Below are 17,905 nucleotides of genomic sequence, written 5' to 3'. Positions count from 1 at the left end.
CTTGAGAGCTCTCATCACTCGCATCAGTTGGTCCTCCATACCGAGACCCGCAGACGCGAGATCCAGCCCCACAGGACACCCGTGAGGAAGCCGACCAGGACGAGCGCGCCCAGCAGCCACCAGCCGCGGCCGAGGCCGAAGGAGGCCACGTCGCTCGCCTGGCTCGGGCCGTCGACGATGTCGACGGTCAGTTCGAGCGGCAGACCGGGTGTGGACTGCACACCACTGGCCGCCGAGAAGGAGTTGGTGACCTGGAGACACACCGTCTCGGCCGTCGACTCGTCCTCGTCGTCCGCCTCCGCCTTGGGATAGCGCAGGCCCGTCGAGATGACATCGGTACGCCCGGTGTCGTTGCCCTCGCCGCGGACGATCTCGCGGCCGTGCGCGGTCACCGCCCGCAGCAGCACCCCGTAGTCGGGGTTGACGGCCCGGTCGGCGGACACGCTCACCGAGGCGCGCAGTTCCTGACCCGGCTGGACTTCGACGCGGTACCAGCGCTGCTGGCCGAACTCCTCGCGGTCCGTGTAGAGACCGGACTTCACCGCCGGGGCGTTCGTGCACCCGGCCGCGCCCTCGACGGCCACCGGCGTCACCACGGGGTCGGCGGCCCGGACGACCAACTGGTTGACCTTGTCGGCGAGTTCGTCGGTGTGCTCGACCGACGTGTACGTGCCGCCGGTCGCCTCCGCGATACAGCTCAGCTGCTGCCGCATCTTGGTGTTCGGGACCAGACCCAGGGTGTCGATGGTGAGGCCGATGCCCTTGGCCGCGATCTCCCGGGCCACCTCGCACGGGTCGAGCGGCGCGCAGGTGTCCTCGCCGTCGCTGATCAGCACGATGCGCTTGGTGCCCTCACCGCCGTCGAGGTCGCCGGCGGCCTTCAGCAGCGCGGGGCCGATCGGTGTCCAGCCGGTGGGCGTGAGCGTCGCGACCGCCGTCTTGGCCTCGACGCGGTCGAGCGGGCCCACCGGGTAGAGCTGCGCGGTGTCCTTGCAGCCCTCCTTGCGGTCGTCGCCCGGGTAGTTGGCGCCCAGCGTGCGGATTCCGAGCTGGACCTCCTCGGGTGTCGCGTCCAGCACCTCGTTGAACGCCTGCTTCGCCGCGGCCATCCGCGACTGGCCGTCGATGTCGCGTGCCCGCATCGAACCGCTGACGTCGAGGACGAGGTTGACCTTGGGCGCGAGTGCGGTGGTTTCGTCGGCGACGGCTCCGGCCGGGACCGCGATCCCGGCCGCCAGGGCGGCGAGCAGGGCGCAGGCGCCCGCCGCCAGCCGTTGTCTTGTGATCATCGATGGATCCTATTGACCCTGGGTGACCCGCTTCAAAACGGGGTCTTCAAAACGGGTCCCGTCAGTTGCCTCCTCGCTTCACCTCTCCCAGAGGGCTGGGGAGTTGGGTCCACAGGTCCCCGGGCGTGGCAGGCGACAGTCGCATCAGGGTCAACGCCTTGGTGGGCAGGGGCTGTTCGAGCAGCGCGAGGAGATCGGGCGTGCGCGGCAGCCCGCGTACGGCCGTCTCCAACGCCTCCCGCAGGGCCGCCTCCGAACCGGCGGTCGCACCCAGTGCTCCCGCCACCAGAGAGCCGAACAGCTTGCGGCGCAGGGTGGGTTCGTCGTCGGTGACGATCCGTCCGGTCAGTTTCGGTGCCGGGATGCCGTGCCGGGCCAGCCGGGCCGGGCTGACGCGGATGTCGGCGAGGTCGCGGTAGACCAGCCGCAGGGGGTCTCCGGTCGCCGACAGCACGACGAGGAGGTTCTGGCCGTGTGCCTCCAGGGCGACGCCCAGATCGAGCAGGCACAGACCGACGGTGAGGGCGAGACGCGTGAACTCGGCCAGCCAGGAGGGCGATTGGGGCAACCCTGTGGCGGCGAGGGCCCCGACGGGGACCACTTGCTCACCCGCCGCCGAGCCCGCGTACAGGTCGGGCGGCTCCCTCAACACCGCTGCCAGATCGGGGGAGTCGGCGGTGACCGCGCCGAGGGTGCGGGTGATGTGCAGCAGTCCGTCGAGACGCGCGGCCATCGACTCCATGAACGCCGACACCGTCGCCGCCGTCTCGATCGAGTACGGCGAGATGTCCCGTACCGAGGAGGTGAGCCGGGCGCTCAACGCCGTCTTGAGATGCGGTCCGCCGTCCGGGAGGGCGAGGCTGCGCAGGGACATCAGGGGATGCGCCGACAGCTCGCCCGCGCTGGGGAGTTGGAGCACATGCTCCGCCTGCCAGGGATGCACCGTGATCAGCGGACGCTCCCCGTCCCACAGCCACTTGGGCCACTCGCCCCGCACGGCACAGTCGTCCACCGCCACCAGCGCCAGCTCCACGACCGGCCGGTGCTCGGGCCCGTACGCGAGCTGCTCGGCCACCGAGAACCCGGGCCGGGAACGGCAGTTGGGGTGGAAGGGGTGCCCGTCGACGACCCGCTGCTCCCACGCCCAGCTCGTCACGGGATCAGCCGCGACGCCTTCCTGGTTCGCGCGTGACAGGGCCAACGAGGCGACGCTGTGGCCGAGTTCGGCGGCGAACGCGGGGCCGTGCGGCACGGCCAGGTCCGTCATCAGCCGCGCCGGATCGTCGTACGACACCGCCCCGAGCCGTACGGCGGTGACGCGGCCGTCGACGGCGTACGGATCGGCGTACGGGCCTTCCAGGCGGCGGCCGTCCGCCAGCAGGAGACCCGCGCCGCCGCCCTCGCGGCGGACGATCCACGGCAGCGGCTCATGGACGAGCGCCCGCCACAGCCGGGTCAGGACGGCTGCCCGCGCGCCGGGCAGCTCGGCCGCGTAGCGCGACGCGAGGTCGGGGCGTACGGCTGCCAGTTCGTCGGCGACCTCGGCCTCAGCGCTGGAGGGACGGTGCACGGCGGGCTCCTCGGGTGCGGGTTTGGGTGCGGGTATGTGCTGGTGAGCGGGCGGGGACGACGACAGACATACTGATCGCCAGTGCACCGCGGGAAACCGCAACCGTAGGAAAGCACCGCAAGAAACGAGGGAACGCGTGGACCCCACCATGCCCCCCACCAGGCCTTCGGCCGTACCCCCGCAAGGCGACACCGGAGCGCGCGCCGACGCGTACGCGACCGCTCCGCTGCTCAACTGCCTGCTCCGGGAGGTGGCGCGGCCGGTCCCGGGCGCGGGCGAGCCGCGCGTGTACCGGCTGCCGAGCGGGGAGCGCCTGCTGCGCGTGCGTGGGGGACGGCGGCCCGCCGCGCCCGAGGTGAACGCGGGCGGCACCTGGCACCGGGTCGGTCACGCCGAACTCGTCAAGCTCGTCGCCGAGGAACTCCAGGCACACACCGGCCTGTCCAACCCCGAGCTGCCCGCCGAGATGGCCGACAGCCGGGACGCGGTCGCCGCGCTGCTCACCGCCCGCGACCGCACCACCCCGCCCGACGACCCGTACCGGCGTTCCGAGCAGTCCCTCCTCACCGGGCACCCCTACCACCCGGCGCCCAAGGCGCGCGGCGGCGGCCCGGTCGCCGCCTGGCTGCCGTACGCGCCCGAGGCGTACGCCGCCTTCCCGCTGGTGCTGCTCGGCGTGCGCGAGGACGCAGTGGCCGAGGAGGGCGACGTGTCCGCCCTGGACGCCTTCGGCACCGCCCCGCCCGGCTACCAGCTGCTGCCCGCGCACCCCTGGCAGCTCGACCTCGTCGGCCCGAGCCTGACGGACGCCTTCGCCGACGGCCGACTGATCCGGCTGGGCACGACCGCGTTCGACACCTGGCCCACGGCGGCCATCCGCACGCTGTACGCGCCCGAGCACGACCTCTTCGTCAAGTTCAGCCTCGACGTCCGCATCACCAACGACGTACGCCGGCTCTGGCGCCACGACCTGCTGAAACTGCGCCGCACCAACACCGCGGTGTCCGCCGCGGCTCCCTCCGTGACCCCCGGCGCCTGGCTGAGCGACCGCGGCTACCGCACCGCCGACTTCGCCTTCGAGGAACTGGCGGTACTGGTACGGGACGGCCTGCACACCCACCTCGCCCCCGGCACCACACCCCTGCTCGCCGCCGCCCTGGTGGAGAGCTTCGACGACACCCCGCTCGACGGCCTACACGACCCCGCCGCCTGGTGGACCGCGTACCTGCGGGCGGTCGTACCCCCGACCCTCGAACTGTTCGCCCGGCACGGCGTTGTCATCGAGGCACACCTCCAGAACTGCCTGATCGCCGTCGACGCCACCGGAACCCCCGTACAGGCGCTGTTCCGGGACGCGGAGGGTGTGAAGCTGCTGCCGGAGGTGAGCCGGGCGGCCGGATGGGAGCGGCTGGTGTACTGCCTGGTCGTCAACCACCTCGTGGAGATCGCCGAGGCGCTGTGCGAGCGTCACCCGGACCTCGACCCGTGGCCCGCCGTACGCACCGCATTCGAACGCCAGAGCCTCCGCCTGGATCTCCCCGAGGCCACCGCCCTGCTCACCGCGCCCACCCTCCCGGGCAAGACGAACCTGCTGCTGCGCTGGACGGGCGCGGACGGGGCGGACGCCCGGTATCTGCCCCTGCCGAATCCGCTGCGAGCCCGGTGAGGAATCCGGTGCCGGATCCGGTGCGGAGTCCGCAGCGCGAATAATTCCAGATTCTCCCCAGGGGGAGAACCGACGTCACCAGCGGCGACATTACGGAAACCGCGGACAAGTTGAGCGACTGATCCGGGCCGAGGCCGCCCTTTCGGCTCTAGATGATCGATCCAATGGGCCGGCGCGCGTAGGCGGCCTGCGTTCAGCGGGGGGTGCGCACCAACGTGACGTCCGTTTCCTGCCAGCAACCGCCCGTGTGTCGATCCAGCATGGGCACATGACCAGATACACCGTGCTCCCCGTCGACGCAGCCGTCCTGAAGGAACTGCGGATCGTCGACGACGCGGGCCGTCCCTGCGCCTCGTACATCGCGACCGGCGACGACGTGGGCTCGCCGCTGCGTTGCTGCCTGCGCCCCATCACGCTCGGCGAGCGGATTGCCCTGGTCTCGTACGCCCCGTTGCGTCGCTGGGCCGCTACGAGGGGTGCAGATCCGGGCGCGTACGACGAACAGGGTCCCGTCTTCATCCATGCCGATGACTGCGGCGGGTTCACCCCCGGCGAGAACTACCCCTTCGCTCGGCCAGGCGCACTGCGTACCGTGCGCCGCTATGACGCCCGGGGCCATATCGCAGGTGGCCGCCTTCTGGAGATTGCGGCCGACGCCACGACCGGCTTCGATGCAGCCTTCGACGATGCGTTCAACGATCCGTGCGTGGTGCTCCTACACGTCAGGGCACTGGAATACGGATGCTTCCACTTCGAGGTGCGACGGCCCTCCGCCAAGGAGCAGTAGCAGCCGTACCACCTGCATGATCGGCCTCAAGGGATCGGCTGCGCACATGAGACGAGGGCGTCCAACATCAGTGTGTGAAGACAGAGTTGGCACCCTCGCAATCGCACTCCATGTGAAGACCTACGACCTGCTGAAGGCGTCTGCGCATCTCGCGCCATGGCGTCCGGCCGTGGGAATCGCCCCTCAGCTCACCGCCGCCGAACTGGTCACACTGGCGATGATGCAGGCCATGCTCGGCTTCACCTCCGAGGCCAGGTGGCTCCGCCACGCCGTCCAGCACCTCCGCCACAGCCCGGAACCGATGCTCCACTGTCCAGTCTTCGTCTCCTTTTCCGTACGCTACGGGCCGTGTCGGCGGGTCGCAAGAACGGATCTGGCACAGTGACTTTTCCTTTCGCGAAGATGACAGAGTCCCAGGCCGCACCTGGTAATTGCGATTGGTGTTGGCTGGGTAGCGAAAGGCGACGGAGGTGCGGAAGCCGGGGATTTCAGGGGTGGAAGTCGAGGAAGGAGGACGGAGTATGAAACGCGACCTTGGGGATCTCGCGCTGCCCGGAGGCCCGCCGGGTTCCCCGAGCGCCTGCGTGTAGGGCGCTCCAACGGAGCCGACCGGGCGGGGCTGTTCGCCGTGGCTGTCCGGGGTGCTGACCATCGGCACCGTGCGGTGGAGCCGCGCGCGGGTGACGAGTGTTTCGTGGACGGCTTCGACCAGGTGATCACGGCTCGACTGAACCGGTCGGAGACCGACACCACCAATGACTGGGCCGCCCACCGGGGCTCCCTGTGGTGGCCGGGGAGGGTGAGGGGGTGAGGTGTGGTGACCGGTTTTCGCCGTCCGGGAAAGGTGGATGCGGTCGACCGAAGAAGCTACTACGATCGACAGCGTGTGAGATTCGGCATTGATCCTCTGTGACGCGGCGCTGGGCGCGACGCCCCAAGCGGCCCTTGGCTGAGCCTTCCGGCGAGACATAGCGCCGGGCCCGGCTCGTCTGCCGTGGTGCTCGTATGCCCGTCCGTTGTCGCCGATGGTGTCCACCTCTCTTTCCTTCTGGCCTTTGCCCTGCCGTCAGACCCGTCGATGGGTCTGACGGGCTGTCGCGCATCCCGGACATCCACAGCGGACCTCGGGCAGCGGCCGGACAACGATCACGCGACCGGTAGGAACTGCCACCCCCCAGGAGGGCCCGCAGCGCACCCGCGCCGGGCTCCACCAGCAGTCCCTGCCCGAGAAAGGACTCATATGACCCACCCCGAAGGTTCCGCCGCACGTCAGCAGCGGGCGGACGCCCTGATGGACGAACAACTCATGTCGGATCCCGACAGCTTCGACGGTGAGCAGTACGACCGCGAGGAGCGGGCCGCGCTGCGCCGGGTCGCCGGACTCTCCACCGAACTCGCCGACGTCACCGAGGTCGAGTACCGCCAATTGCGCCTGGAGCGTGTCGTACTCGTCGGAGTCTGGATGTCGGGCTCCGCAGACGAAGCCGAGAGCTCACTCGCCGAGTTGGCGGCGTTGGCGGAGACGGCGGGCGCCTTGGTGTGCGACGGGGTCATCCAACGGCGGCAGAAGCCCGACCCGGCGACCTACATCGGATCGGGCAAGGCCGCTGAACTGCGGGAGATCGTGGAGGAGACCGGTGCCGACACGGTCGTCTGCGACGGGGAGCTCAGCCCGAGCCAGCTGGTCCACCTCGAGGACGTCGTACGCGTCAAGGTGGTGGACCGTACCGCGCTGATCCTGGACATCTTCGCGCAGCACGCGAAGTCGCGTGAGGGCAAGGCCCAGGTGGCGCTGGCGCAGATGGAGTACATGCTGCCGAGGCTGCGCGGCTGGGGCCAGTCGATGTCCCGTCAGATGGGCGGCGGTGGCGGGGGCGGGGGCGGCATGGCGACCCGCGGACCCGGTGAGACGAAGATCGAGACCGACCGGCGGCAGATCCACGAACGGATGGCCCGACTCCGCCGGGAAATCGCCCAGTTGAAGACCGGACGGGACATCAAGCGCGAGGAGCGGCGGCGCAACAAGGTGCTGTCGGTCGCCCTGGCGGGTTACACCAACGCCGGCAAGTCCTCCCTGCTGAACCGGCTCACCGGCGCCGGAGTGCTGGTGGAGAACGCGCTGTTCGCCACCCTGGACACGACCGTGCGCCGGGCGGAGACCCCGAGCGGCCGTTCCTACACCATCGCCGACACCGTCGGCTTCGTACGGCACCTTCCGCACCACCTCGTCGAGGCGTTCCGCTCGACCATCGAAGAGGTGGCGGACGCGCACCTGGTGCTGCACGTCGTGGACGGCTCGCACCCGGAACCTGAGGCGCAACTCGCCTCCGTTCGGGAGGTCCTGGCGGAGGTCGGCGCGGGCGGGATCAGGGAGGTCGTGGTCGTCAACAAGGCGGACGCTGCCGACCCGGACGTGCTGTCCCGGCTGCTCGAGGCGGAACCGGGCTCGATCGCGGTCTCCGCGCGAACCGGAGACGGTATCGAGGCACTGCGGGACTTCATCGACATCCTGCTGCCGCGGCCCGAGGTGGAGGTCGAGGCCATGGTGCCCTACACCGAGGGCGGCCTGGTTTCGCGGGCCCATCGGGAGGGCGAGGTGCTGTCCGCCGAGCACACAGATCAGGGCACCCTGCTGAAGGCGAGGGTGGGGCCGGAACTGGCGTCCGCTCTGCGGGCCTACCCCCAGCCGTGACCCGAGTGGGAGGGCCGGAGGAAGGGCCGGCTCTCCCACCAGGTCCCTGCCGGACCGGTTGCCGGTGCAGCTTCGTGCCATCTACAATGGGCACATGGGTTCTCTGTGACCGGTATGTGTGGTCCGCGAGGGTGTGGGACGTCGAGCTTGGCTCCGTCACCGCGCCTGGCCGTGCACGCCTGAGAAGACGGACGCGCTGCGATTCATTCGTCATGCGCTGTTTCCGCCGGACGGAACCGCTCCCGATGGTGCGAGTTCTGACCGTCTGTGTTTTCCCACGGTCTGCTGTGCGCGGCGACATCACTCAACCCAGATACAGGAGGACTTCTGCGTGTCGACAGCGCAACTCGCTCTGCATGACATCACCAAGCGTTACCAGGACCACGTCGTACTCGACCGGATCGGCTTCACGATCAAGCCGGGCGAGAAGGTCGGTGTCATCGGGGACAACGGAACCGGAAAGTCCACGCTGATCAAGCTCATCGCCGGGCGGGAACAACCGGACAACGGTGCACTGACGGTGGTCGCGCCCGGTGGCGTCGGCTATCTGGCCCAGACACTGGAGCTGTCGTTGGACGCCACGGTCCAGGACGCCGTGGATCTGGCCCTGGCCGACCTGCGGGAGCTGGAGGAGGGTATGCGCCGGGTCGAGGCCGAGCTGGCGGAAAGGCCGTACCAGGCGGGCCAGGACCCCGAACTCGCCGGCCTCCTGGAAAGTTACGCCGCGCTGGTGGACCGGTACCAGGCCCGGGGCGGCTACGAGGCCGACTCCCGCGTGGAGATTGCGCTGCACGGGCTCGGGCTGCCCGGGCTGGACCGCGGCCGGAGGCTGGGCACTCTGTCCGGTGGCGAGCGGTCGCGCCTCGCCCTGGCCGCGACTCTGGCCTCGGAGCCCGAGTTGCTGTTGCTGGACGAGCCGACCAACGACCTGGACGACCGGGCGGTGGGCTGGCTGGAGGAACACCTGCGCAAGCACCGCGGCACGGTTGTGGCGGTCACCCATGACCGGCTCTTCCTCGACCGGCTCACCACCACGATCCTGGAGATCGACTCCGGAAAGGTGGTGCGCTACGGCAACGGCTACGAGGGCTACCTGGCGGCCAAGGCAGCGGAACGGCAGCGCAGGCTGCTGGAGTACGAGCAGTGGAGCGCCGAACTGGACCGCAGCCGCGGGCTGATCGCGTCCAACGTGGCGCGCCTGGACGCCATCCCGCGCAAGCTGCCCTTCGCCATCTTCGGCGCCGGACAGTTCCGCATGCGCGGGCGGGGCCACGGGGCGATGGTGCGGATCCGCAACGCCAAGGAACGAGTCGCGCGGCTGACCGAGAACCCGGTCGCGCCGCCGCCCGAGCCGCTCACCTTCACCGCGGAGATCACCACCGAGGCCGCACAGCAGGAGACGGTGGCCGAACTCACCGGTGTCCGGGTCGGGGACCGGCTCGGCATCGACTCCCTGCGCCTCGGGTCCGGTGAACGGCTGCTGATCACCGGACCCAACGGGGCAGGCAAGACGACGCTGCTGCGGGTGCTCTCCGGAGAGCTGTCACCTGACAGCGGATCGGTGCGGGTGTCGGGCCGGGTGGGACACCTGCGGCAGGAACAGATGCCGTGGCAGCAAGGGATGACCGTCCTTCAGGCGTTCAGCAGCGGGCGGGTCGGCCACCTCGACGAGCACACCGAGGCGCTGCTCTCTCTCGGGTTGTTCAGCCCGGACGACCTGCGGCACAGGGTGCAGGACCTGTCGTACGGTCAGCGGCGGCGCATCGAGCTCGCCCGGCTGGTGACCGAGCCGGTCGACCTGCTGCTGCTGGACGAACCCACCAACCATCTCTCGCCCGCGCTCGTCGAGGAACTGGAGGAGGCACTGACCGGCTATCAGGGGACGGTCGTCGTCGTCACCCACGACCGGCGCATGCGGTCCCGCTTCAACGGCGCCCATCTGACGCTGCGGAACGGGCACGTCGCCGAGTTCACCACCGCCTGATCGCCGAAGCGGTGTGGGGGAGGGACGGCACAAGGGTGTCCGTCCCTCCGGACGGTCAGAGGCGGACCGGCAGGCTCTTCAGACGCCAGGCGCCCGGGAAGGACTGCCGTTCCAACGCGGACGGCGGTACGGCGAGGGCGAGGCCGGGGAAGCGGTCGAACAGGGTGTCGAGGGCGACCGCGGTCTCCTGGTGAGCCAGGGCGGCGCCCAGGCAGTAGTGCGGGCCGAAGCCGAACCCGACGTGTGCCTCGTGCGGTGCGCGGTGGTCCCGGGTGATGTCGAACCGCTCCGGCTCGGGAAACTGGTCCGGATCGTGTCCGGCGGCCCCGATCCCCCCACCACCTGCTCGCCCTTGCGTACGACGATGCCGCCGATGTCGAGGTCCTCGGTCGCGTAACGCAGGGCGATCGCGTCTGCGGGCGTCGGCATCAGTGCCATGTCCTCGGCGAGCCGGGCCGTCGCCTTCGCGTACACGGGGTTTCCCAGCAGCTCGGCGCAGCCTGCGGATACGGCCCCGGGTGTCACGTCCGAAGGTGGTATGAGCACGGCAGCGCCCGCCGCGGACAGCGCTTCGGCGTTGTCGAACTGGTCGTCCAGGTGCGGTACGACCACCTGCGGGCGGCCCGCGGCGACCGCGGTCAGCGCGGTTCCCTGCCCGCCGTGCGTCACCACCGCGTCGCAGGTCGGCAGCACATCGGCCAGCGGCAGCCGTCCGGCGTGCCGTACGGCGGAGGCCGGCGGCGGTTGGCGCGTGACGATGTCGTCGTCCACGGCGATCAGCAACTCGACGTCGAGTCGGGCCAGTTCACTGATCAGGTTTGTCATGCGGGCGGGGGCGCCGGTCGCCCCGTAGCGTGGCAGGAGGGTGCCGAGCGTCACGCAGATCCGGGGCCTGTCGCGCCGTTCGAACAGCCAGTCCGGCAGGGCCGCGTCACCGTTGGCGGCGACATGCCGGACGCCAAGGTGACCGACGGCGTGGGCCCGGCGCAGGCCCGGCGGCCACGGGTCGAGGACGAGGTCCGGCTCCGGTGGACCGGGGATGCCGAGCCGGTCCAGTTCCGGGGCGAGTTCGACGTCGGCGGCGTGGCGGTACTCGCGCAGGTCGGAGACCGACCAGTGGTACCGCACCCAGGGAATGCCGAGGGCGGCCGCGGTCAGCGGCCCGGCGGACTCGGCGCGTTCGCTGACGATCAGGTCAAGGCGCCACGCCCGGGCGAGTCTCCCGATCCCCGCCAGGCTTCCGCTCGCCATGCGCGCCAGTGCGTGGCCGTGCGCGTAGCGCTGTCCGCTCATGCCGTCCGGCGGCGGGGGCGGCGGCTCGCCGTCGACCAGCTCGGTGAACTCGGCGGCCGGACCGCACGAGACGGCGGGCAGTCCCGACCGCAGGGCGATGGGAACGGCATTCTCCCGGGTCGTCAGGAGCACGTCGTGGCCGGCAGCCCGCAGGGCCCAGGCCACGGGGACGAGGGGGAGCAGGTGACCGGCCAGAGACGCGGTGGTGAAGAGGACTCGCATGTGCGTCTCCAGTGGCCGGTGTCGGTGAACGGTGCGGGAACGCGTGTTGTCGGTGCTGGGACGGATCACGGCCGGAGTGTGCCAGGAGGGATCGGCCTGGCGCAGGCGCAACCTGACGGATCAGCGACCACTTTCGCCGCCGGACGACCGCCCGGCACCCCTTTCGGCCGGTGGCCAAGAGCCGTCGGCGGCATGCCAGTTGACGCCGTGTCGCCCGGATGCACTCGGCTGTGCTCGGCACGTTGCGACGGACCACGGCCAGTGGCGCCCAGCCCCCGAAGTATGGGCGGACACGGGTTACCCGGAGATGGCGATCAGCAGACGGGGGGCGTCGGGTTCCGGACGCGGCGCGCTCGCTGAGCGCTTCGGGCACTGCCTTCGGAGGCCGACGCGGGCAAGCGATCCCCTGGGACCGCGTCGAAGCCGCCCTCGCCCTTCCTGAGATGGGAGGGGGACGAGTCGACGAACACTGAGCGCCGTCCTCAGCGCCGCGCTGCAGCTTGCCCGGACATCTCGCCACATCACCAAAGGCGACGGGTGGGCGGAGAAAGGACTCTCCGTCAACCGCCCCGTTGCTACCGTTCCACATGGGGTATCTGAGCGAACTCCCGCTCCTGAACATCACGGCGGCCGAACTGCGCGCGTACATGGCCAAGCTGGAGACAACAGTCTCTTCGGTCGATTACCGGCGTGGCATCTTGTCCGAGCTGTCGAGCATTCTGGAGGCTGCCGTCGGCGACAAGCGGCTCGCCAGGAACCCCATGCACGGGAAGTCCGTGCGCTTGCCGAAGGGGCGAAGAAGGCCGGCGTCATTCCGCCGCGCGCCAAGGGTGCGAAGGACTGGCAGTGGGAGGCGGTGCCGGAGGACGGCTTCCACGACGGCTCGGGACTCGTCCCCGGCTGTCACGCTTGGTTACTATGCTCACTTCATGGGCTGCTGGGGAGAATGGGGGACGAGCATGCCGGCCGAAACTCCCCAGGTTCTCCCCCAGGGCTGAGCGGGGAGGTCTTCCCGGATTGGACCGCATTGGAGCGCCGTGAAATATAAGGTGATCGACCTGTGGGGCTTTTGAAGATGATGAGAGAGGTCACCGCGACCCGCTACATCGAACCTCTGCGGGCGGGTGGCTCCGTGCCCGGCGTCGTCGAGGCCGACGACCTGGGGACGTATGTCGTGAAGTTCACCGGCTCGGCGCAGGGCCGCAAGGCGCTGGTCGCCGAGGTGGTCGTCGGGGAACTTGCCCGCGCCCTGGGGCTGCGCTTCCCCGAGCTGGTCCTCGTCCACTTCGACCCGGCCACCGGCGCCCACGAGCCCCACCAGGAGGTCCAGGACCTGCTGCACGCCAGCGCCGGCCTCAACCTCGGCATGGACTACCTGCCGGGCGCGAAGGACTTCACCCCGGAGACGGCGGCCTCCTTCGACGTCGATCCACTGGAGGCGGGCCGGATCGTCTGGCTGGACGCCCTCACCGTCAACGTGGACCGTACGACGCACAGCTCGAACCTGATGGTCTGGCCCACGTTCGGCATCGCACCGCCGCGCCTGTGGCTGATCGACCATGGCGCAGCCCTCGTCTTCCACCACAGGTGGGACCTGTCGGCACCGGAGAAGGCCTACGACTTCCGCCGCCACGCCCTCGGCCGCTACGCCCCGGACACCCGCGCCGCCGACGCCGAACTGGCGCCCCGCGTGACGCGGGAGCTGCTGCGCGAGGTGCTGGCCGAGGTACCGGACGCCTGGCTGGAGGTCGAGGGGAACTTCACGACCCCCGACGAGGTCCGGGACGCCTACGTGACGTACCTCCACGCGCGCGTGCAGGCATCGGAGTCCTGGCTGCCCACCGATTTCCCCGGCCACGAGGAACTGGCCGCCGAGGACGCCCGACGTGCGGCGAAGACACAGCGAGACCGGCCGAACTGGCTCAAGCGGGTCCCCGACCTGCACGGCAAACCGGCGGCGGAACAGGATTGGTCGGTGCATCTCGGATGACGGACACACAGACGGTGGAGATCGAGATGGACGCCGTGCACCGCGTGGAGATCGAGTACTGCACCCAGTGCCGCTGGCTGCCCCGCGCCGCCTGGCTGGCGCAGGAACTCCTCACGACCTTCGAGACCGAGCTGACGGAACTGTCCCTCAGGCCCGGCACCGGGGGCGTCTTCGTCGTACGCGTGAACGACGAGGTGGTCTGGGACCGGCGCGAGCAGGGCTTCCCCGAGCCGACGGCGGTGAAGCGGCTCGTACGCGACCGAGTGGCCCCGGACAAGTCCCTGGGCCACTCGGAGAAGTAAGCAACTTCCGTGCTGTGACTAGCCGTTGAGCTGCTCGTACGCCGGCAGGGTCAGGAAGTCCGCGTAGTCGTCGTCGAGGGCGACCGTGAGGAGCAGGTCGTGGGCCTGCTGCCAGTGGCCGGCCGCGAAAGCCTCCTCGCCGATCTCGGCGCGGATGTCGGCGAGTTCCTCGGCGGCGACCTTGCGGGCCAGCTCCGGGGTGGCCGTCACGGTGCTTCCCGCGTGCTCGAACTCGACACCCGCGTTGATCCACTGCCAGATCTGCGAGCGGGAGATCTCCGCGGTGGCCGCGTCCTCCATGAGGTTGAAGATGGCGACCGCGCCGAGCCCACGCAGCCACGCCTCGATGTAACGGATGCCGACCTGCACGGCGTTGACCAGTCCGTCGTACGTCGGACTGGCCTTGAGCGAGTCGACGGCGATCAGATCGGCGGCCTCGACGTGGACGTCCTCGCGCAGGCGGTCCTTCTGGTTCGGCCGGTCGCCGAGGACCGCGTCGAAGGAGGCCATGGCGATCGGGACGAGGTCCGGGTGGGCGACCCAGGAGCCGTCGAAACCGTCACCGGCCTCACGGTCCTTGTCGGCCTTGACCTTCTCGAAGGCGACCTTGTTGACCTCTTCGTCGCGCCGGGACGGGATGAACGCCGCCATGCCGCCGATCGCGTGCGCGCCGCGCTTGTGGCAGGTGCGGACGAGGAGTTCGGTGTAGGCGCGCATGAACGGGGCTGTCATCGTCACGGCGTTGCGGTCCGGGAGGACGAACTTGGCGCCGCCGTCACGGAAGTTCTTGACGATGGAGAACAGATAGTCCCAGCGGCCCGCGTTCAACCCCGAGGCGTGGTCGCGGAGTTCGTAGAGGATCTCCTCCATCTCGTACGCGGCCGTGATCGTCTCGATGAGGACGGTCGCGCGGACGGTGCCCTGCGGGATGCCGACGTAGTCCTGCGCGAAGACGAACACGTCGTTCCACAGGCGGGCTTCGAGGTGCGACTCGGTCTTGGGGAGGTAGAAGTACGGGCCCTTGCCGAGGTCGATGAGCCGCTGCGCGTTGTGGAAGAAGTAGAGACCGAAGTCGACGAGGGCGCCGGGCACCTGCTCCCCGTCGAGCTGGAGATGGCGCTCGTTGAGGTGCCAGCCGCGGGGCCGCATGACAACGGTCGCGAGTTCGGCATCGGCCTTGAGGGCGTACGACTTGCTGCTCTTCGGGTCGGTGAAGTCGATGTTCCGCGTGTAGGCGTCGGCCAGGTTGACCTGACCGAGGACCACGTTCTCCCAGGTCGGCGCCGAGGCGTCCTCGAAGTCCGCCAGCCAGATCTTCGCGCCCGAGTTGAGGGCGTTGATCGTCATCTTGCGGTCGGTCGGGCCGGTGATCTCGACGCGCCGGTCGTTCAGGGCCGCGGGGGAGGGCGCGACCCGCCACGAGTCGTCGGCGCGGATCGCGGCCGTCTCGGGGAGGAAGTCCAGGGTCGAGGTGCGGGCGATCTCGGCGCGGCGCTCCGCACGGCGCGCGAGGAGCTCGTCACGCCGGGGCGTGAACCGCCTGTGCAGTTCGGCCACGAAGGCGAGTGCCGCGTCGGTGAGCACCTCCTCCTGCCGGGGCAGGGGCTCGGCGTCGACGATGGCCAGCGGGGACGGCGCTGGTGCGGACATGAGCGGTCACTTCCTTCAGCGGGCTGATGTGGGTTGCTGTGGGCTGCTCTGGACTGCATGGCACGGATGTTTCTGATCAGTGGATGCTAGTTTCCTCATCGTGGAAGTTCAATAATTTGTTGACGTCGAGATTCTTCGTGACGAGAAGCCGTCACTCCAGGCGGTCCAGGTCGGTCGGCGTGTCGATGTCGTACGGCAGGGCCACGTCACCGCACTCGACGAGGGTGATCGCGTCGTCGTGGGCCCTGAGATAGTCGCGGGCGCCGCGGTCGCCGACCGCGGCCGCCGCTACGCCCGCCCAGTGGGCCGAGCCGAACAGCACCGGATGCCCGCGTTTTCCGTCGTACGAGGCCGCCGCCAGGGACTCCTCGGAGGTGTACGCGGCGAGGACGCGAGCCATGGCCTCCGGTCCGATGCCCGGCTGGTCGACCAGCGAGACGAGGCAGGCGCGGGCTCCCGTGCCGCGCAGGGACGCCAGCCCAGCCCGCAGCGAGGACCCCATGCCCTCCGCCCACTCCGGGTTGTCCACCAGGACGCACCCGGGCAGGACGGCCAGCTTCCGTACGTCGTCGGCCCGCGCCCCCAGGACGACATGTACCGGGCCGCAGCCCGCCGCGCGCAGGGCATCGGCCGCGTGTTCGATGAGAAGGCGTCCGCGGTGCTCGAGCAGGGCTTTGGGCCGCCCGCCGAGCCGTCGACCCCCTCCCGCTGCGAGCAGCAGCCCTGCCATCTGGTCCGGCACCTGGTCCGGTTTCTCCGTCATGCGTCCTGCATACCTGACGGGGAGCCGGACCGGCGGTGTTCATGAGCGTTCACGCGCGTTCATGGGCTGAATTTCGGTCCTTGGTGTGGCGCCTGTCGCATGGGTGGCGTTTACTGTCCCGCGTCCCCGGCGCCCGACCAGCGCAACGGGGGTGTGCGGGCGCACGTGGGGGCCAGTGGGGGAGAGCCGTGTTGCGGAGCTTGGGGCAGAGGTCGGTGGCCGGCAGCGACGAAGATCCGAGAGTGGCGGCGTTGCGGACCGCGGTGTCCCGGCTACGCCGTGAACTCGCCGCGCATCCGGCCGAGTTCCCCGACCGCGGCATCGCCGAGGACGAACTGGCCAGCCTGGCCGCGATGGTGATCACCGGCAGCCCCGAAATCCCGCGCCTGCGCCGCTCGTTGCTCCTGATCGCCGGCGCGATCGGCTCGGTCAGCGCACTCGCCCGGGGTCTGTCGGACGTCCGCACGGCGGTCGAGCTGTTCGGCAGTCCGCCGCGCCGCTGAGTGCTCCACTGAGTGCTCAGCTGGATTTGCGGCGAGCGGCTGTGCCAGGGCCGCGTGGTTGGTGTCGGCGACGAAGTCGGTCTCCACCGCGGGCGGCCCGTACGGCTCGGTGAGACCGGGGTCGTCTGTGAAGGACAGCGCCCCGAGAGCGAGCCCGTGGGGCGATGGCCTTGGTGCGCCCCGATTGGTTCGAACGCCCCGCCACTCAGGGGCGCTGTACCGCACCGGACCTCACCGCTCCGCTGCTCGACGGCCGGAAGTCAGTGGGCGGGGCTGCCCGAGCTCGCCAGTGCCTCCGACAGTTCGACCGCGACCTGCTTCAGCACGGGCACGATCTTCTCCGTCGCCTCCTCCGTGACCCGGCCGGCCGGGCCCGAGATCGAGATCGCGGCGGCGGTGGGGGAGTCGGGGACGGAGACCGCGAGACAGCGGACGCCGATCTCCTGCTCGTTGTCGTCGACCGCGTAACCGAGGCGGCGCACAGCCTCCAGGGCGGCCAGGAAGCCGTCCGGGGTCGTGAGCGTCTTCTCCGTCGCGGCCGGCATGCCCGTACGGGCGAGCAGTGAACGCACCTCGTCCGGCGGGAGGTTGGCGAGGAGGGCCTTGCCGACGCCGGTGGAGTGCGGCAGGACGCGGCGGCCCACCTCCGTGAACATGCGCATCGAGTGCTTGGACGGAACCTGCGCCACGTACACGATCTCGTCGCCGTCCAGGAGCGCCATGTTGGCCGTCTCGCCGGTCTCCTCGACCAGCCGGGCCAGATAGGGGCGGGCCCAGGTGCCGAGCAGCCGGGACGCGGACTCGCCGAGGCGGATCAGGCGCGGGCCCAGTGCGTACCGGCGGTTGGGCTGCTGTCGTACGTAACCGCACGACACGAGCGTGCGCATGAGCCGGTGGATGGTGGGCAGGGGCAGCCCGCTGCTCACGGACAGTTCGCTGAGGCCGACTTCACCGCCCGCGTCCGCCATGCGCTCCAGCAGATCGAAGGCACGCTCCAGGGACTGGACACCGCCGCTGGCGGCGGGTTTGGCGGCGTCGGTGGAGCTGGCGCTGGGCGTCGGCACGGCGCGTTCCTTTCACTGCTGACAGGCGATGGTGCAGCCTACCGGTCGGTTGCTTGACGGCCTGCTGGTGCATAGCTACGTTCTGTCGTTCGGAACTCTAATTCCGTCTTGTGGAAACATCCAGGTTGCT

The 17,905-nt window shown here is 70.1% G+C and carries 13 protein-coding genes and 2 pseudogenes; 8 read left to right on the top strand and 7 right to left on the bottom strand.

Translation table 11 applies throughout. The features are described from left to right. Positions 1–23: 23 nt before the first annotated feature. Both OG734_RS08655 and OG734_RS08650 read right to left on the bottom strand, forming a co-directional pair. The gene (locus OG734_RS08655; protein ID WP_330286884.1) at positions 24–1,289 is read right to left on the bottom strand and encodes a VWA domain-containing protein; all 1,266 of its coding nucleotides are present in this window, start codon (positions 1,287–1,289) and stop codon (positions 24–26) included. A 61-nt stretch (positions 1,290–1,350) separates the two neighbouring features. Continuing rightward, positions 1,351–2,859 (bottom strand): IucA/IucC family protein, encoded by a 1,509-nt coding sequence (locus OG734_RS08650; RefSeq protein ID WP_330286883.1) that lies wholly within the window; start codon positions 2,857–2,859, stop codon positions 1,351–1,353. A 148-nt stretch (positions 2,860–3,007) separates the two neighbouring features. Here OG734_RS08650 and OG734_RS08645 point away from each other — a divergent pair, with 148 nt between their 5' ends. The 5 genes and pseudogenes from OG734_RS08645 (at position 3,008) to car(A) (ending at position 9,988) form a co-directional block, all read left to right on the top strand. Further along, positions 3,008–4,525, top strand: a complete 1,518-nt coding sequence (locus OG734_RS08645; protein WP_330286882.1) for an IucA/IucC family protein — start codon at positions 3,008–3,010, stop codon at positions 4,523–4,525. 268 nt (positions 4,526–4,793) lie between these two features. Then, positions 4,794–5,312 (top strand): DUF1203 domain-containing protein, encoded by a 519-nt coding sequence (locus tag OG734_RS08640; RefSeq protein WP_330286881.1) that lies wholly within the window; start codon positions 4,794–4,796, stop codon positions 5,310–5,312. A 46-nt stretch (positions 5,313–5,358) separates the two neighbouring features. Then, a pseudogene (locus OG734_RS08635) lies at positions 5,359–5,601 on the top strand (hypothetical protein); the annotation flags it as partial. Between the two features lie 951 nt (positions 5,602–6,552). Next, positions 6,553–8,004: a GTPase HflX gene (gene hflX, locus OG734_RS08630; RefSeq protein WP_443064842.1), complete on the top strand. Its 1,452-nt coding sequence runs from the start codon at positions 6,553–6,555 to the stop codon at positions 8,002–8,004. A gap of 331 nt (positions 8,005–8,335) precedes the next feature. Beyond that, complete coding sequence (gene car(A), locus OG734_RS08625) at positions 8,336–9,988, top strand: ABC-F type ribosomal protection protein Car(A) (RefSeq protein WP_330286880.1); 1,653 nt, start codon at positions 8,336–8,338, stop codon at positions 9,986–9,988. Between the two features lie 55 nt (positions 9,989–10,043). Here car(A) and OG734_RS47930 read toward each other — a convergent pair whose 3' ends face one another. Then, positions 10,044–10,265: a cytochrome P450 gene (locus OG734_RS47930; RefSeq protein ID WP_443065072.1), complete on the bottom strand. Its 222-nt coding sequence runs from the start codon at positions 10,263–10,265 to the stop codon at positions 10,044–10,046. Between the two features lie 143 nt (positions 10,266–10,408). Continuing rightward, positions 10,409–11,239: pseudogene (locus tag OG734_RS47925) on the bottom strand (nucleotide disphospho-sugar-binding domain-containing protein); the annotation flags it as partial. Positions 11,240–12,578: 1,339 nt separating this feature from the next. Here OG734_RS47925 and OG734_RS08615 point away from each other — a divergent pair. Both OG734_RS08615 and OG734_RS08610 read left to right on the top strand, forming a co-directional pair. Beyond that, positions 12,579–13,493 (top strand): HipA family kinase, encoded by a 915-nt coding sequence (locus OG734_RS08615; protein WP_330293609.1) that lies wholly within the window; start codon positions 12,579–12,581, stop codon positions 13,491–13,493. Further along, a complete protein-coding gene (locus OG734_RS08610) occupies positions 13,490–13,795 on the top strand; it encodes a SelT/SelW/SelH family protein (RefSeq protein WP_330286878.1) in 306 nt (101 codons plus the stop codon). Before OG734_RS08615 ends, OG734_RS08610 begins: the two co-directional genes overlap by 4 nt. 18 nt (positions 13,796–13,813) lie before the next feature. Here the strand turns inward: OG734_RS08610 and aceB are convergent, their stop codons facing one another. Together aceB and OG734_RS08600 are read right to left on the bottom strand one after the other, a co-directional pair. Then, positions 13,814–15,445, bottom strand: coding sequence for a malate synthase A (aceB, locus tag OG734_RS08605; protein WP_330286877.1), 1,632 nt, complete (start codon positions 15,443–15,445; stop codon positions 13,814–13,816). 151 nt (positions 15,446–15,596) lie between these two features. After that, on the bottom strand, positions 15,597–16,208 hold the full coding sequence (locus tag OG734_RS08600; protein WP_330286876.1) for a nucleotidyltransferase family protein: 612 nt from the start codon (positions 16,206–16,208) through the stop codon (positions 15,597–15,599). Between the two features lie 215 nt (positions 16,209–16,423). Here OG734_RS08600 and OG734_RS08595 point away from each other — a divergent pair, with 215 nt between their 5' ends. After that, complete coding sequence (locus OG734_RS08595; protein WP_330286875.1) at positions 16,424–16,711, top strand: DUF5955 family protein; 288 nt, start codon at positions 16,424–16,426, stop codon at positions 16,709–16,711. 260 nt (positions 16,712–16,971) lie between these two features. Here the strand turns inward: OG734_RS08595 and OG734_RS08590 are convergent, their stop codons facing one another. Next, entirely contained in the window at positions 16,972–17,775 is an 804-nt protein-coding gene (locus OG734_RS08590) for an IclR family transcriptional regulator (protein WP_330286874.1), read from the bottom strand. Positions 17,776–17,905 lie beyond the last annotated feature (130 nt).

The organism is Streptomyces sp. NBC_00576 (assembly GCF_036345175.1).
GTDB lineage: Bacteria > Actinomycetota > Actinomycetes > Streptomycetales > Streptomycetaceae > Streptomyces.
This window is presented reverse-complemented; position numbering and strand designations above follow the sequence as displayed.